The organism is Peptococcus niger (assembly GCF_900101835.1).
In the GTDB taxonomy this organism is placed as follows: domain Bacteria; phylum Bacillota; class Peptococcia; order Peptococcales; family Peptococcaceae; genus Peptococcus; species Peptococcus niger.
Map to the genome: position 1 here is coordinate 178,189 of NZ_FNAF01000001.1, position 15,747 is coordinate 193,935.

Here is a 15,747-nt window from a genome sequence, read left to right on the forward strand (position 1 = left end):
TCCCGGTCAATAGCGGTTTAATTGATTGCCTATCCGCAAAAACAAAGCGCCGGATAAAAGCGTCACCAAGCTGCCTTTAATGAAATTAAAGGGCAAGACGCACAGCACGATTAAAGCCTTTAAATCAACCACATGAGCGTTAAGCGCGTGCCCCGCATTGACATAAACCTCAATTGGCACATTGAACAGGGTTGCATATAGTGGAATCAGGAGAAAATAATTCAGCACCGCTGCCGCAAGCATCAGCGCTAAAACACCGACGGTCGAACCAACAACCAGCATCCGTTTAGAGGGCTTGTGCCGAACAAACAAGACCGGCGGTAAGACCAATACGCACCCCATCATAAAGTTTGCCAATTCGCCAACGCCTGCCGTATAGCTGCCTTTAATGAAAAAGATAATCAGAATCTTCATCAGTTCGACAACAACGGCTGCAAGTGGCCCCATCATAAAACCCGCTATCAGCACCGGAACTTCGCTAAAATCCATTCGATAAAAATCCGGTGCCAAAAACGGAATCGGAAACTCAAAATACATCAGCACACTGGCAATCGAGGCCAACAGCGCCAGTCGGACCAGATTCTTTGTTGCAAAAAACCTTGATCTTGTCATTCGTCAGCCTCCTACTGCCATTAGAACCGTTTGTTTTTGCTGGCCATCGAGAAATCATACCACAGGGGCGCTGCAACGCCAATGGATGAATAAGCCCCTGCCGTAATACCGATGATCATGGCCAATACAAAGTAACGCGTTGTATCCCCACCAAAAAGGAATACAGCAAGTAAAGGCAACAAGGTGCTGATAGACGTCACCAGAGAGCGGCGCAAGGTAGCGCTGATGCTTTTATTGACAACAAGGCCCAACTCCTGACGTTTAACGCGACCCAAGTTCTCGCGAATGCGGTCAAATATAACAATGGTATCGTTGATCGAATACCCAAAGATGGTTAAAATGGCCGCAACAAAGGTGCTGTTGACTTCCCACTGAAAGATTGAAAATAACCCCATGGTGATGAATACGTCATGGAAGAGCGATAAAATCCCAGTCAGCGCAAACCGCCATTCAAAACGCACGGTAATATAAACAATCATCAATACCATGGCAATGAAAAGTGCAATAAGCCCTTTTTGTAAAATTTCCTGACCAATGGTCGGGCCAACGGCGGTCGATTGCAAGACTTCTGTCTTGCCCAATTTATCGCTGATGGCTTTCACATATTGATCCTGAGCATCTTGTTTCATAAACTGGGTCTTAATTTGAAAGGTTCCGTCCTGCAGCTCTTGAATCTGGTCGCCGCCATGGCCGGTCTTTTCCAATGCCGAGCGCACATCAGCAGTTTTAACATCTTTGGCAATCGAAATATGGAGCTTGGTGCCACCGGTAAAGTCAATGCCCAGATTCAATCCTTGAATAAGCAAAGACCCCAAGCTGGCGACCAATAAAATAATGGAAAGAGCGTAAAAGATTTTACGTTTTTCAATAAATGTAAAGTAAAACGTTTTCATTATTTACCCTCCTCCTTTGCTACCCGACGCACGCCATAAAATTCCGGTTTGGCAACGATGCCACTGGAAATAAGATGATTTAAGATAAACCGTGTAAAGGTAATGGCTGTAAACAAGCTGATGATAATCCCAATGCACAGGGTAATGGCAAAACCGCGAATTTCACCGGTGCCTAAAATAATCAAAACCACCCCGGCAATAAGGGTCGTGACATTCGAGTCAATAACGGTTCTGAAGGCTTTTTCAAAACCTGCTTTTGTGGCGACACGAACGGTCTTTCCTTGCCTTAGTTCTTCTTTAATACGCTCGTATATTAGCACATTCGCATCAACAGCCATCCCGACGGACAGCAAGAAAGCGGCTATAACTTGCAGGGTAATGGTGGACTTGATTAAAATCAAAGTGCCGGCCAACAGCAAAGCGTACAAAATTAATGAGAGGCAGGCAATGATACCCGGACGCACATACAACACCAAAATCAAAAGTGCCAGTAAAATGCTACCGATAATGGCAGCTCTGATACTCTTTTGAATCGCATCCGGCCCTAATTGAGCGCCAACCGTATTTTGTTCAATAATATCCAACTTGACAGGCAAGGCCCCGGAATTCAAAAGCATAGATAAGTTTGAGGCCTCTTCCATACTTTCAAAACCACCACTGATGCTGGCTTCCCCATTGGTGATCGGTTCCTGAATAAATGGCGAAGAAATCGGTTGGCCATCTAATTCAATGCGGATTACACGCTGCGGGTCACGTCCTGTCGGGAATTTAGATACCAATTCCGTGGTCGCTTTGGCAAACGCATCCGCCCCGTCTTTTTTGAATTTCAAGCTGACACCAAACTGGTCGTTCGCTTCAATGGCCTTATCATTCGTCACTGCAGCCGCATTTTTCAACTGCGAACCGTCCAAGACCACTTCATTCGTATCTGCCCGAACAAATTCCAATTTTGCTGTGGTGCCGATTAATTTAACTGCTTTTTCCGTATCGGCAACCCCGGGCAATTCAACCGCAATACGATTGGTGCCCTCGCGACGAATTTCCGGTTCGGCAACCCCTAAGCCGTTGACACGGTTGGAAATAACCGCCATCACATCGCGCATGTCTTCGTCAGATGTTCCCTTTGGCGCTTCTAATCTAATCTGAACGCCCCCCTGCAAGTCAAGCCCCAAGTGAGCATGACTTTTATAAATCGGGAACAAAACCACTATAGCGATGGCAATCAGCGCAACGACTGCGACTACAATGGCTAAACCTCGCCGTTTCACAAAAAATCCCTCCCAAAATAATATGATAGACATAGGCTATTATAGACCTGAACGGTTGGATTGGCAAGCCTTTGAACCCTCCAGACCGTATTTTCAGCCATAAAAAAGACGCAGACTCTTATGAGCTTGCGTCTAAAATCCATTGCTTGTCCTTAAGGCTTAGGCGTCTTTTTCCTGATCGGTATCCACCGCATCTTCTTCAGGCGCCTCTTCCTCTAGATCAGCTTCCGGCAACTCAGCATCGTCTGCAGCATCGTCGTCTGCAAGAACTGCGCTAACCGCCTGACGGGTCATCTCAACTGTCAGCCCTTCAGCGATTTCCACATAAATATAATCCTCCGTTAAGGCACGAATGTAGCCGGTAATTCCGCCAACGGTCACAATATGATCACCGTTCGACAAGTTGTTCAGCATTTCATTGCGCGTTTTCATTTGTTTCTTCTGCGGACGCATCACAAAGAAGTACAAAAGGCCGAACATGGCGACCAACCAAATCAAGGTAATGCTTCCACCAGCAGCGTTTGTTGCAAAAATATCCATTGTTAATAACCTCCCTATAAACTTCTGCTCTATTTACACCGTATATTGTGCGAAAAAGCTTTTCCGAAAAGCTTGATAAGTATCCTGACGAATCGCTTCCCGCAATTGTTCCATCAAATGATTTAAAAAATAAATATTGTGCAAGGAGAGGAGCCGGATACCAAATACCTCCTTGGCTTGAACCAAGTGTCGAATGTAGGCCCGACTGTAATGCTGACAAGCGTAACAACCACAGCCGTTTTCCAAAGGAGAAAAATCTTCCTGATTTTTGGCATTGCGGATGTTCTCCCGCCCTTGTCCGGTCCAAAAAGCGCCATGCCGTGCAATACGGGTAGCCTGGACGCAGTCAAACATATCAATCCCATAGCCTACACCTTCAACAAGGTTATCCGGATTACCGACACCCATTAAGTACCGCGGTTTGTCCTTTGGTAGTTCATCGGCTGTTTGGTCCAAGAGGTCATACATCACCTCATTGGGCTCGCCAACTGAAAGCCCGCCGATGGCGTATCCGGGCAGGTCTACTTCCAAGGTGCGCTGAATGCTTTCCAGGCGCAACTCAGGAAAAATTCCCCCTTGAACGATACCGAACAAGGCTTGATCTGGGCGTTTATGGGCTGCCGCGCAACGTTTTAACCAGCGGTGGGTACGCTCCAGGGACTGTCGGGCATAAGCTTCATCCGCATCAGCAGGGGTGCATTCATCAAAGGCCATGATAATATCGGCACCCAGTGCATTTTCGATGCCCATAACCGATTCCGGTGTAAACAGGTGTTTAGACCCATCTAGGTGAGACCTGAAAAGTACGCCTTCTTCGGTAATTTTACGCAAATCTCCCAGGCTGAATACTTGAAATCCACCGCTATCGGTTAAAATCGGCCCGTCCCAGTGCATAAAGCGATGCAGGCCACCAGCACTTCGAATCAGTTCATGTCCGGGACGCAAGTACAAGTGGTAGGTATTGGCCAAGATAATTTGGCTCTTAGCCTCCTTAACCTCTTCCGGCGACAAGGTTTTCACCGTCGCTTGGGTACCCACCGGCATAAAGGTCGGTGTATTGATCACACCATGAGGGGTATGAAATTTGCCCAAACGTGCCTTACTGTCACTTGCCTCGACAAGTTTTTCAAACTCAAACGACATCATACCCTCCTAACGAATGAACATGGCATCACCAAAGGAAAAAAACCGATATTTTCTTTCAACCGCTTCGTGATAAGCGGCTAATATCTCTTCTCTGCCGGCTAAGGCAGATACCAACATTAAAAGCGTTGATTTCGGCAGGTGAAAATTTGTAATTAAAGCATCGGTAACCTGAAATTGGTAGCTCGGATAGATAAAAATATCAGTCCAGCCGCTACCGGCACAAACTTTTCCCTCATGCGCGGCACTTTCAACCGTGCGCACACTGGTGGTGCCTAGGCAAATAATGCGCCGCCCTTCTTCTTTTGCCCGGTTAAGACAAGCTGCTGCCTCCGGCGTCACCTCGTAAAATTCACTATGCATGTGATGTTCCAAGGCATCCTCTTCCTTGACCGGCTGAAAGGTCCCCAAGCCTACATGCAGCAAAACTTCGCAAATTTCCACGCCTTTCTCACGAATTTGCGTTAACAGGTCTTGCGTCATATGCAGGCCGGCTGTAGGGGCTGCAGCAGACCCGCTTTGCTTGGCATAAACGGTCTGGTATCGGTCTGGATTGTCCAATTTTTCATGAATATAGGGGGGCAAGGGCATGGTGCCCAATTCAGCAAGCACCTCTTCAAAAATACCATCATAGCTGAAGTCAACAAGACGGCCGGACTCCGTCATATCTACAATTTCAGCCGTCAAGCGTCCATCACCAAAGCTGATTTGAGCTCCAGCCTTGAGCCGTTTGCCCGGACGCACCAAGCACTCCCACCGGTCTTTTTTATCAGCAGAAGGCTTTAGCAACAAGACTTCAGCCGTTGCAGACCCGCCCACTTTCTCACCGATTAGACGCGCCGGAATAACACGGGTGGTATTCAGAACCAATACATCGCCTGCGTTTAACTCATCAATAATATCATAAAAATGACGGTGCGTCACCTCACCGTTTTCTTTATTCACCAGCATTAAACGGGAAGCACTGCGCCGATCCAAGGGATGCTGGGCAATGAGGGCCTCCGGCAATGTATAATCAAAATCTGAGGTTTTCATCAATTCAACCGTCACCTATCTTAACAATCTTAACAAAAAGCTTAACACAATGCTGATAACAATGCAGGAAACAAGGGGAAAGAAAAAGACGCCTTTTTCACCGCGAATGATAATATCACCCGGCAGTGGAAAAATTTTCAGCCCCCGCATTTCAAAAAAGCAAAAGAGCCCACCTACAAGAACAAAAATAAAGCCGATCAAGACCAAGCTTTTACCCATCTGCTTGCACCCCATTGTCAAAGAGCCCGCCCGGCGGGTGCAATTTTAAGTGTTTATAAGCCAGGGGGGTAACCATGCGTCCACGTGGCGTACGATTGATAAATCCCTGTTGCAGTAAAAATGGCTCACACATATCTTCTAAGGTGCCGCTGTCTTCATTGATGGTCGCTGCCAAAGTGTCCAGCCCGACCGGGCCGCCACCATATTTTAAAATAATCGTTTCCAAAAATAGACGGTCTACCTGGTCCAGCCCTAGCCCATCTATCTGCAAAATATCCAGGGTGCTGTCGGCAAGTTTTTCCGTAATGACCCCGTCCGACTCTACTTGTGCAAAATCTCGCACCCGCCGCAACAACCGGTTGGCAATACGGGGCGTCCCACGCGCACGCTTGGCCAGCTCATGGGCGCCACCTTCTGTGATGGGCACATTTAAAAGATGGGCACTGCGTTCAATAATGCGCTGCAAGTCAGCATCTTTGTAAAATTCCAGACGCTCAATAACCCCAAAACGGTCCCGCAAGGGGGCCGCCAGGAGTCCGGCCCGAGTTGTCGCCCCAATCAGGGTAAAGGGCGCCAAATCCACACGCAAGGTCCGCGCAGCCGGGCCTTTTCCCATGACAATGTCCAAGGCATAATCTTCCATTGCCGGATAAAGCACTTCTTCCACGCTGCGGTTGATCCGGTGGATTTCATCAATAAAGAGGATATCCATTGGCTCTAAATTGGTTAGAATAGCCGCCAAATCCCCCGGCCGCTCAATGGCCGGCCCGGAGGTCACCCGCAGTTGAACATGCATCTCGTTAGCAATAATTTGCGCTAAGGTTGTCTTCCCCAAGCCAGGCGGTCCGTAAAAGAGCACATGATCCAAGGCGTCCCCGCGCTCTTTTGCCGCGCGGACATAGACATTCATATTGGCCTTAACACGATCCTGGCCAATGTATTCGTCAAATGACTTTGGTCGAATGGAAATATTTTCCTCATCACTGTCCAAGATTTCCGGGGAAATGATTCGCTCATCGCGCACCTTACTCAACTCCTATATTTGCCCAGTAGCGACAAGGCCTGCTTTAATAAGGCCCCCTCATCGCTGCCCTCCGCTTTCAAGTGAGGCCGGATGGCATCAATTTCCGACGCTTGGTAGCCCAAACTTATCAGTGCATCGGCCACCGTATCAAGGGCCTCATTCTTTTGCGCAGGCGGCGCCGCCGACCAGTCTGCCGGCAGGTCTTCAGCATCAAAGGCTTTTTCCAACTCTAATAAAATACGCGCAGCTGTTTTTTTACCACAACCAGGTAAGGTCAACAACATTTTTTCATCCTTACTTAAAACCGCACGAATAATGGTCTCTGCCCCGGCTGACGCCACCATGGTCACTGCGCTTTTCGCCCCAATGCCGGTTACACCCCGCAATTTATTAAAAACCGTCTTGTCGTCAACAGTTTGAAAGGCATACAGCTCAAGGGCATCTTCTCGCACATTCGTATAAGTATAGACCGCCAAGTCTTGACCGACCTGATACATCGTACGCGGATCACAGCCGAAATTCAATTCATAGCCGACACCGCCCACCATCAATATCAGGCTTTTGGCATCCATGGCAAAAACCTGTCCCGATAAATACCCGATCATTCAGCCTGCTCCTCTCATATGCGCATGACAAATCGCAATGCCTAAAGCATCTGCAGCGTCATCCGGCTTAGGTATATAATCCAGTTTGAGGATTTCCCTCACCATGCGCTGCATTTGCTTTTTTTCTGCCATTCCGTAGCCGACAATAGCGCGCTTAACTTGCATGGGCGTATACTCACCGACCGGTAAATGGTGCATTTCCGCTTGCAATAATAGAATGCCACGCGCTTGACCGACGGTAATGGCCGTCGTCGTATTGCGGCCGAAAAACAGTTTTTCAATGGCTATTTCATCCGGACGAAAGCGGTCAATCACCTGGCCCAGCTCTTCATAGATTGTCAGCAGACGTTTGCTCATGGGGTCTTCTGCCGGAGTCGTAATCGTCCCATAACAAATACCGGTCAACCGACCGCGAAGGTATTTGACCACGCCGTAACCAGTCGTGGCCGTGCCGGGATCCAAGCCTAATATGATCATAACCCCTCCATGAAGAACCATCAGCAATAGTGCCTTTTATTTTATCATATCGGTCATGCAGGCTCAAATATTGACATGGGTTGTCACTTTATCAATCCGTTCCCCATGTTTATGGCTGATGGGCAAGATGGTGGCCAAAAAGGTATAAATTTCCAACCGGCCGATGATCATTAAAACGCTGTCGTAATATTTCAATGGGCTCGGCAAGGGGGCAAAACAGACATGACCTCCCGGCTCACTAAAAAAGGCACCACCATTGCCGATACATGTTGCTGACATGGACAAGGCCTCCATGTGAGAGACGTCAAAAAAGCTGTTGATCATAGTCCCGATGAGTAAAAATGACACATACAAAAAAAAGAAAACCCCGGCATTGGTCGCAACCCGTGTCGGCAAGGCTGTACCGCTGACTTTTATGCTGGTCACAACCCGAGGATGGATGATACGCTGCAATTCATTTTGCGTTTGTTTGAGCAAGATAAGAATGCGCTCAACTTTCATCCCCCCGCTGGTTGATCCGCTACAACCGCCGATGACCATAAGGATCAGCAAAATATACTGGGTAAAAAACGGCCAATGTATGAAGTTATCGTTTGTATAGCCGGTGGTCGTTATTACAGAGACCACTGAAAAAAGAGAATAGCGAAAAGCCAGACCGGCATTTTTGACATGATAAGCCGCCAAGTACACAAAAGACAAAAGCGTCGCAATGGAAATAATGCTGACATAAAGCCTAAATTCCAAACTGCGCAAGGCCAATTTAAGCGACCTTCGTGCAAAAATACGATACAAGAGGATAAAATTCATCCCGCCTACAAACATGAAAAAAATGGTCACCCATTCTGCCGCCGGATTTTGTAAGCCGCCAAAGCTGGCATCTTGAGTCGAGTACCCTCCGGTTGCGATAGTTGTCATGGCATGGTTGACCGCATCAAACCAACTGATACCGCAAATTTTTAAAGCAAGGGTATTAAAAACAGTCAGAACCACATAAGTGTACCATAGGCGCTTGGCGTTATCTGAAATCCGTGGACGAATTTTCTCGTTCACCTGGCCAAATTCCGCTTTAAACAACTGCATTCCGCTGACACCGATACCTGAAAGGATGGCGACAAATAAAACAACAATCCCCATCCCGCCCAACCACTGGGTCATTGAGCGCCACAATAAAATGCTGGCCGGTAAAATTTCCACACTTGGCAAAACAGTGATACCTGTTGCCGTAAATCCGGAAGAAGCTTCCAGTAAAGCATCTCCAAATTCAGGATAATAACCACTTAGGGCAAATGGTAGGGCACCAAAAAATGATGCAATAAACCAGGTTAGGGTCACCAGGAGCAAGCCTTCTTTGATGCCCATGCTGCCGCGGGGATTTTTAAAAAAATGAGACAAGCCGGCACCGCATACTATGGTAAGCACCGCACTAATGGTAAATGCCGCGGTGTCCATTTCAATCTCTTGATAGGACAGCACCAAGGGGGCTATCATCGCAGCACCGATCAAGAGCAGAATTCGCCCCAGCGCTGATAGAACGATTTTATAATTCATTGATTCCTCTACCCTTATCCAAGTATCCGCTTTAATTTTTTCATAGATGATTTCGCCACAAAAAGGTTCAAGTTATCGTCTTCTAAGAGGATATCGTCCCCAGAGGGAATAATAACCTTGCCATCACGCAAAATCGACACCACTATGACACCTTTCGGGAAATTAATATCTTTAATGGCCCGATTCACAACGGCATGATTCTTACGCCCTATAATGACTTCAATGATTTGAGCGAAACCGGTATTCACTTCCGCCATAGAGATGAGCGTCCCCTTCTGAATAAAGCGCATAATGGCTTCACTCGTTAATAGGCGCGGACTGACCGATACATCAATGCCCACCGATTGAATCAGTGGCAAATAATCACTCCGGCGAATCTGTGCGATGGTTTTTTTAGCGCCTAAGCGAGAAGCCATCAAGCACGTGAGGACGTTCAATTTATCATCTTCCGTGGTACTCACCATGATGTCCACTTCATCAATGCCCTCTTCTTGCAGTAAATCAATATCGCTGGCATCACCATGTAAAACAATGGTTGTGTCCAGCAGGCCCGATAACCGTTCGCAACGCGTATAATTTTTTTCAATAATGGTCACATGGATATTGGTTGGCTCCAGGTTCTTAGCCAAATAATAGCCGGTTCGACCACCGCCTAAAATCATAACATTTTCGACAGGGCGCCTGTTAATGCCCATGGATTTTTCAACCTCGACCATATCTTCCGTCCGTGAAATCAGGGTCAAGCGATCACCGGCCAAGATCATGTCATCACCATTCGGGATAATCAAATCCCCATCACGCAGGATGGAGGTGATGAGAAAGCGGGAGGCACTTGATAAATCTTTAAGCATCACATTGACAATTGAGCACTTATCCGGCACTTCAATTTCTAAGAGCATGACTTGCCGAGCGTCAAAAAAATTAACATTCAAGGCTTCCGGCACCTGGATATAGTTGGTTATAGCATTGGCCGTAACTTGTTCCGGATTGATAAAGAAGTCAATGCCGAGAGATTTATTGGCTTTAAGAAGCGCATCCTGGGCATATTCCACATTACGTACACGGGCAACGGTAAAATCTGTACCGCTTTGTTTTGCAAACATGCAGGCCAGGATGTTCACTTCATCACTGTCTGTCACCGCTACCAAGAGGTCAGCAGATTTTAAATTTAAGCTTTGCTGGAAACGTGGGCTTGCCCCATTCCCAACTATGACTTGAACATCTAAATTATCGTTAACTGTATCTGCACGGGTCGGATCACTTTCAACAACGATAACGTCATGACCTTGATCCGATAACATTTCTGCTAAACTGAAGCCGACCTTGCCGGCGCCGATAATAATCGCTTGCATACCTTGCCACCCTCCCATCTTTAACAGTTTATCATTGCTTGAAAGAAATTCAAGAGAAAAACTCTCCAGCATCGGGGTGACGTTGGAGAGTTGCTAGGGTCAATCTTCATCAAACGGTGTAATGAGTTCTTCCAGCAAAGCCGATAATTGATCTAAACCGTAACCACTGACAGCAGAAAAGACAAGGGGTTTCTTCGGCGTATCCAATGTTCGCATCAGGCGATCAATATGGGCCTGCCACTTCCCCTTCGGGACCTTATCTGCTTTCGTGGCAATAACGGCCACCGGTAATCCTTGGTCTGTCAGCCAACGAAACATCGCCACATCATCTTTTGACGGCTCGTGACGCAGGTCGATCACTTGGAAGGTCAAGGCCAGCGGCCCTCTATTGGACAGATAGGCTTCAATAAAGTCCTGCCATTTTTCTTTTTCAGAGCGGCTCACCCGTGCATAGCCATAGCCCGGACAATCCACCAAATAAAAGGGTGCCAGATCCGTTTCAATGGCATAATAGTTCAGCTGTTGGGTTTTACCCGGTTGAGCGCTTGTCCTTGCCAAGTTCTTCCGGTTAATCAATCGATTAATGAGCGATGATTTGCCAACATTAGAACGCCCCACCAAGGCAATTTCCGGCAAGCCGTCCTCTGGGTATTGTTTAGGACCTACGGCGCCCCGCAAAAAGCTCGCATTTTTAATTTGCATAGGCCCTCCTAAACAAAAGCATGCTGAAAGACATCTTCAATAAGGTGACACAAATGAAAGGTCAGGTCTTTACGAACAGATTCAGGAATCTCATCAATATCGTCTTTGTTATCCACCGGCAGAAGGATCGTCCGGCAGCCACTGCGATGCGCTGCAATGACTTTATCGCGGATGCCACCGACGGCAAGGACTTTACCCCGCAGGGTAATTTCACCGGTCATGGCCACGTCTTTCTTTATTTTTTGTCCGTTAAGCGCAGAAACCATCGCTGTGGTCATCGTAACCCCGGCGGATGGCCCGTCCTTGGGGACAGCGCCTTCCGGAATATGCAAGTGCAAATCTCGCTGCTCGTAGAATTTTTCCGGTAGCTTTAATTTTTCCTGTAAACTGCGCACTAAAGCAAAAGCCAAATACGCACTTTCCTGCATGGTCTCACCCATCCGACCTGTAAATTTCACATGTCCCTTCCCGGGCATGGTCTGACACTCGATTTGCAAAATTTCGCCGCCTAAAGCTGTCCATGCCATGCCAACAGCTACACCGACGTCGTCCTCTTCTTCCGTCATCAAATGTTTCACCAGGGGCTTGCCCAAATAAGCTTCAACGTTGCGCTTTTGCACCCGTACCGTCCCCTCAGCTTCTCCGGCAACCACCTTACGGGCAACCTTGCGGCAAACGGTAGCTATTTTTCGCTCCAAGTCTCGGACGCCGGCTTCAGCCGTATAAGCACGGATAATGCGCAAAATAGCCCCTTCAGAAAAGCTGATCTGCTCCGTTTTTAACCCTTGATCGGCAATTTGACGTTTTGTCAAATATCGTTTTCCGATTTCCAGCTTTTCCCCTTCTGTGTAACTTGGCATTTCAATAATTTCCATCCGGTCTTTCAAGGGCCCGGGAATGGTCTGCGTGGTATTGGCCGTGGTAATGAAAAAGACGCGTGACAAGTCAAAGGGCAAGTCCAAGTAATGGTCTTTAAAGGTGTTATTCTGAGCCGGATCCAAGGCTTCCAATAAAGCCGAAGCCGGATCGCCACGAAAATCTCTATTCAGCTTATCAATTTCATCCAGCAAGAAAACCGGATTGGCGCTGCCGGCATCCTGCATGCCGGCCATCAGACGTCCCGGCAGGGCCCCTACATAGGTGCGACGATGCCCGCGGATCTCAGCCTCATCCTGAATGCCACCTAAGGCAAGTCGAACGTAATCACGACCGGTAGCCCGAGCGATAGACTTGGCCAAGGAAGTTTTCCCCACCCCAGGCGGACCGACCAGGCAAATGATAGATCCCTTACTATCGCCTTGCAAGGCACGAACAGCTAAGAATTCCAAAATACGCTCTTTAACCTTGGTTAAGCCGTAATGATCTTCATTTAAAATTTGCTCAGCCTGTTTAATGTCATGGTTTTCTTCTTTCAAGTCACCCCAGGGAAGTTCCAGGACAAATTCCAGGTAATTGACCAAATTGCCGTAATCCGGCGTCATGGTGGAGAGCCGCGCTAAGCGATCAACTTCACGGTTGAGTTTACTCTTAATATCATCGCTCATTTTACCTTCAGCTATGGCCGTGCGATAAGCGCTGATATCTGCCTCTTTATCGGTGTTCTCACCGAGCTCTTCATTGATGACCTTTATTTTTTCCCGCAGATAATACTCTTTTTGAGATTTATCCAAGGCTTTTTTCAACTTTTGATTGATTTCTGCCTCGAGTTCAATCAATTCATTTTCTTTTGCCAGGTGACGAATCAAAAGAGCCAAGCGTTCTTCCAAGCTCGATTCAGCAAGCATCTCATATCGGTCCTGCGGATCACTCAACAAAATACCTGCAAGATAATCGGCGCGTGCTTCCTGGTCGGACAAGCTTTCATAATGATTCAACTGATCCTGGTTGAGGCCACCGGAAAGTTGAGCGAACTTCATCAGTTCATCATTTAATCGCCGCTCGTAAGCCTCTCTTGTCGTTACGTCCGTCTCACTGGTACCAACGATCGTGTGCAGCGGTTTCCAAACCGCCTCCATGTGCGGATCGTATTGGTTCAGCTCTATCAGTTCAATGCGCTTTTTCACCTCAACAACAATGCGCATGCCGGAAATGGCGCCTGCCGGGATGATTTTCTTTATTTCAGCTAAGGTTCCGACCGGATAAAGATCATCCATGCGCGGCGATTCCGTCTCCAGTTCTTTTTGCGTTAAAAGCACCAGCTCTCCGCCAACGCCTGCACGACGCACAACTTGCTTGGACATCAGTCGTCCAATATCAAGCGTCATTTCCGATCCAGGAAATAAGACCACCTGTCGCAGCGGCAAGGCGCCGGAAATGGACACTTCATCCTTGTGCGACAAGGGCTCGTGGTACTCATTCGGTGTTTTATTCACAGTATCACATCTTTCTAAAAATGCCTTGCAAGGTGAACGCTTGCAAGGCATCAGATTAATTGCTAATTGCTTTCTGAGTTTAAAATCACTTGGGCTTCTTTTTTGCCACGTATTGTATCCTCATCAAGGACAATCCGCGCGACATCCTGACGACTGGGCACTTCATACATGACGTTCATCATGACATTTTCTAAAATGGCACGCAGTCCACGGGCGCCGGTTTTCCGCGCCAGTGCATCTTCTGCAATGGCATCCAAGGCGCCTTCGGTAAATTCCAGGTCAACATCGTCCAAGGATAGGAGTTTTTTGTATTGTTTGACCAAAGCATTTTTGGGCTCGGTCAAAATGCGCTTCAAGGCATCTTTGTCCAGGTTATCCAAGGAGACCAGATAGGGCACCCGCCCGATAAATTCAGGAATTAACCCGTATTTCAGCATATCTTCCGGCTGCACCTGGTGCAAAATTTCATCCTTGTGAACTTTACGGTCTTCTTCCGTTTCACCTGTTTGAAAGCCCAGGGTTTTATGGCCGACCCGCCGCTCAATAATTTTATCCAAGCCATCAAATGCCCCCCCTAGGATAAAGAGGATATTCGTCGTATCCAGTTGGATAAATTCTTGATGCGGGTGCTTACGACCACCTTGTGGCGGGATGTTAGCAACCGTGCCTTCAATGATTTTTAACAAGGCCTGTTGTACCCCTTCGCCGGAAACATCCCGCGTAATGGATACATTTTCACCCTTGCGGGCAATCTTATCGATTTCATCAATATAAATCATCCCGCGTCCGGCTGCTTCCAAGTCAAAATCGGCCGCTTGTATGATTTTCAGCAAAATGTTTTCAACATCTTCACCGACATAGCCGGCTTCCGTTAACGATGTCGCATCCGCAATGGCAAAGGGCACTTTTAAAATCCGTGCCAACGTTTGCGCCAGTAACGTTTTACCGCTCCCGGTCGGACCAATCAGGCATATATTTGTTTTTTGCAATTCCACATCATCTTCAACATCCAGGTCGTGATTGATGCGTTTGTAGTGGTTGTAAACGGCGACAGCCAAAGCCTTCTTGGCTTCGTCCTGACCGATAACATATTCATCCAGGATTTCTTTGATCTCACGCGGTTTTAATGCATCCCCCAAACCGAGTGTCCCCAGATCATCCGTCTGTTCTCTGGAAAGAATATCGTTACACAATTCAACACATTCATTGCAAATAAATACCCCGGGGCCCGCAATTAATTTTTTCACCGCATCCTGCGGTTTACCGCAAAAAGAACAATGCAATTCTTCTTGGTCAATGGTATTGTTGCTCAAAACGTTCCCCCTAAAGGTTCTTAATCATGGTTCTCGATAACTTTATCAATCAAGCCGTATGACAGCGCACTCGCCGCATCCATGAAATTATCGCGTTCCGTATCAACTTCCACCTTATCAAGGGGTTGACCGGTCATTTGCGCTAAAGTCTCATTCAATTTTTGGCGGATGCGCAAGATTTGCTCAGCGTGTATCTTGATGTCAGAGGCCTGGCCAGAAGCACCGCCGGACGGTTGGTGGATCATTATCTCACTGTTCGGCAGAGCAAAACGCTTGCCCTTTTTACCGGCCGCCAACAGGAAGGCGCCCATACTGGCCGCCATGCCAATGCAAATGGTTTGAACATCCGGCTTTATATAACGCATGGTATCAAAAATAGCCATGCCCGCTGTCACAGAACCACCCGGGCTATTGATGTACAGGTAAATATCCTTGTCCGGATCATCAGCTTCCAAAAATAAAAGCTGTGCAACGATGGCATTTGCAGAGGCATCGTTAACCTCGCCACCCAGGAAAATAATTCTATCTTTCAAAAGGCGAGAATAGATATCATAAGACCGCTCACCTTGTCCGGTCTGTTCAACGACATAGGGTACCAAAACACTCATGTTGTATATTCCTCCTTTGTCAAACAAAACAGGCTA

At 47.5% G+C, this 15,747-nt stretch carries 16 protein-coding genes; all 16 read right to left on the reverse strand.

The features are described 5' to 3' along the window. Positions 1-6: 6 nt before the first annotated feature. The 16 genes from BLQ16_RS00945 to clpP all read right to left on the reverse strand — a co-directional run bounded on the left by BLQ16_RS00945 (position 7) and on the right by clpP (position 15,711). Positions 7-612, reverse strand: coding sequence for an ECF transporter S component (locus BLQ16_RS00945; RefSeq protein ID WP_091790884.1), 606 nt, complete (start codon positions 610-612; stop codon positions 7-9). A gap of 20 nt (positions 613-632) precedes the next feature. Continuing rightward, positions 633-1,505, reverse strand: coding sequence for a protein translocase subunit SecF (secF, locus tag BLQ16_RS00950; RefSeq protein ID WP_091790885.1), 873 nt, complete (start codon positions 1,503-1,505; stop codon positions 633-635). Further along, complete coding sequence (gene secD, locus BLQ16_RS00955) at positions 1,505-2,773, reverse strand: protein translocase subunit SecD (protein WP_242868923.1); 1,269 nt, start codon at positions 2,771-2,773, stop codon at positions 1,505-1,507. The genes secF and secD overlap by 1 nt, the downstream gene beginning before the upstream one ends. Positions 2,774-2,932: 159 nt before the next feature. Continuing rightward, positions 2,933-3,313 carry a preprotein translocase subunit YajC gene (yajC, locus tag BLQ16_RS00960; protein ID WP_091790887.1) on the reverse strand — a complete coding sequence of 127 codons (381 nt, stop codon included), beginning with the start codon at positions 3,311-3,313 and terminating at the stop codon, positions 2,933-2,935. Positions 3,314-3,346: 33 nt separating this feature from the next. Next, positions 3,347-4,456, reverse strand: a complete 1,110-nt coding sequence (gene tgt / locus BLQ16_RS00965; RefSeq protein WP_091790888.1) for a tRNA guanosine(34) transglycosylase Tgt — start codon at positions 4,454-4,456, stop codon at positions 3,347-3,349. Between the two features lie 9 nt (positions 4,457-4,465). Next, entirely contained in the window at positions 4,466-5,491 is a 1,026-nt protein-coding gene (queA, locus tag BLQ16_RS00970; protein ID WP_091790889.1) for a tRNA preQ1(34) S-adenosylmethionine ribosyltransferase-isomerase QueA, read from the reverse strand. Between the two features lie 15 nt (positions 5,492-5,506). Further along, positions 5,507-5,725 carry a DUF2905 domain-containing protein gene (locus tag BLQ16_RS09905; RefSeq protein WP_423230810.1) on the reverse strand — a complete coding sequence of 73 codons (219 nt, stop codon included), beginning with the start codon at positions 5,723-5,725 and terminating at the stop codon, positions 5,507-5,509. Continuing rightward, a complete protein-coding gene (ruvB, locus tag BLQ16_RS00980) occupies positions 5,703-6,743 on the reverse strand; it encodes a Holliday junction branch migration DNA helicase RuvB (protein WP_200781849.1) in 1,041 nt (346 codons plus the stop codon). Before ruvB ends, BLQ16_RS09905 begins: the two co-directional genes overlap by 23 nt. After that, entirely contained in the window at positions 6,740-7,339 is a 600-nt protein-coding gene (gene ruvA, locus BLQ16_RS00985; RefSeq protein ID WP_091790892.1) for a Holliday junction branch migration protein RuvA, read from the reverse strand. The genes ruvB and ruvA overlap by 4 nt, the downstream gene beginning before the upstream one ends. Further along, positions 7,340-7,816 carry a crossover junction endodeoxyribonuclease RuvC gene (gene ruvC, locus BLQ16_RS00990; protein ID WP_091790893.1) on the reverse strand — a complete coding sequence of 159 codons (477 nt, stop codon included), beginning with the start codon at positions 7,814-7,816 and terminating at the stop codon, positions 7,340-7,342. A 63-nt stretch (positions 7,817-7,879) separates the two neighbouring features. Further along, the gene (locus BLQ16_RS00995) at positions 7,880-9,364 is read right to left on the reverse strand and encodes a TrkH family potassium uptake protein (protein WP_091790894.1); all 1,485 of its coding nucleotides are present in this window, start codon (positions 9,362-9,364) and stop codon (positions 7,880-7,882) included. Between the two features lie 14 nt (positions 9,365-9,378). Next, positions 9,379-10,716 (reverse strand): Trk system potassium transporter TrkA, encoded by a 1,338-nt coding sequence (gene trkA, locus BLQ16_RS01000; protein WP_159427925.1) that lies wholly within the window; start codon positions 10,714-10,716, stop codon positions 9,379-9,381. A gap of 99 nt (positions 10,717-10,815) precedes the next feature. After that, positions 10,816-11,418 carry a ribosome biogenesis GTP-binding protein YihA/YsxC gene (gene yihA / locus BLQ16_RS01005; RefSeq protein WP_091790896.1) on the reverse strand — a complete coding sequence of 201 codons (603 nt, stop codon included), beginning with the start codon at positions 11,416-11,418 and terminating at the stop codon, positions 10,816-10,818. Between the two features lie 8 nt (positions 11,419-11,426). Further along, positions 11,427-13,790, reverse strand: coding sequence for an endopeptidase La (gene lon / locus BLQ16_RS01010; protein WP_159427926.1), 2,364 nt, complete (start codon positions 13,788-13,790; stop codon positions 11,427-11,429). 62 nt (positions 13,791-13,852) lie between these two features. Continuing rightward, on the reverse strand, positions 13,853-15,103 hold the full coding sequence (clpX, locus tag BLQ16_RS01015) for an ATP-dependent Clp protease ATP-binding subunit ClpX (protein WP_091790898.1): 1,251 nt from the start codon (positions 15,101-15,103) through the stop codon (positions 13,853-13,855). A 20-nt stretch (positions 15,104-15,123) separates the two neighbouring features. Continuing rightward, a complete protein-coding gene (gene clpP / locus BLQ16_RS01020; protein ID WP_091790899.1) occupies positions 15,124-15,711 on the reverse strand; it encodes an ATP-dependent Clp endopeptidase proteolytic subunit ClpP in 588 nt (195 codons plus the stop codon). Between the last annotated feature and the right edge of the window lie 36 nt (positions 15,712-15,747).

Excerpts from the sequence above, each read along its gene's own strand:
- BLQ16_RS00945 (WP_091790884.1), bottom strand. The coding sequence starts at position 612 with ATGACAAGATCAAGGTTTTTTGCAACAAAGAATCTGGTCCGACTGGCG.
- secF (WP_091790885.1), bottom strand. The coding sequence starts at position 1,505 with ATGAAAACGTTTTACTTTACATTTATTGAAAAACGTAAAATCTTTTAC.
- yajC (WP_091790887.1), bottom strand. The coding sequence starts at position 3,313 with ATGGATATTTTTGCAACAAACGCTGCTGGTGGAAGCATTACCTTGATT.
- tgt (WP_091790888.1), bottom strand. The coding sequence starts at position 4,456 with ATGTCGTTTGAGTTTGAAAAACTTGTCGAGGCAAGTGACAGTAAGGCA.
- queA (WP_091790889.1), bottom strand. The coding sequence starts at position 5,491 with ATGAAAACCTCAGATTTTGATTATACATTGCCGGAGGCCCTCATTGCC.
- BLQ16_RS09905 (WP_423230810.1), bottom strand. The coding sequence starts at position 5,725 with ATGGGGTGCAAGCAGATGGGTAAAAGCTTGGTCTTGATCGGCTTTATT.
- ruvA (WP_091790892.1), bottom strand. The coding sequence starts at position 7,339 with ATGATCGGGTATTTATCGGGACAGGTTTTTGCCATGGATGCCAAAAGC.
- ruvC (WP_091790893.1), bottom strand. The coding sequence starts at position 7,816 with ATGATCATATTAGGCTTGGATCCCGGCACGGCCACGACTGGTTACGGC.
- BLQ16_RS00995 (WP_091790894.1), bottom strand. The coding sequence starts at position 9,364 with ATGAATTATAAAATCGTTCTATCAGCGCTGGGGCGAATTCTGCTCTTG.
- trkA (WP_159427925.1), bottom strand. The coding sequence starts at position 10,716 with ATGCAAGCGATTATTATCGGCGCCGGCAAGGTCGGCTTCAGTTTAGCA.
- yihA (WP_091790896.1), bottom strand. The coding sequence starts at position 11,418 with ATGCAAATTAAAAATGCGAGCTTTTTGCGGGGCGCCGTAGGTCCTAAA.
- clpP (WP_091790899.1), bottom strand. The coding sequence starts at position 15,711 with ATGAGTGTTTTGGTACCCTATGTCGTTGAACAGACCGGACAAGGTGAG.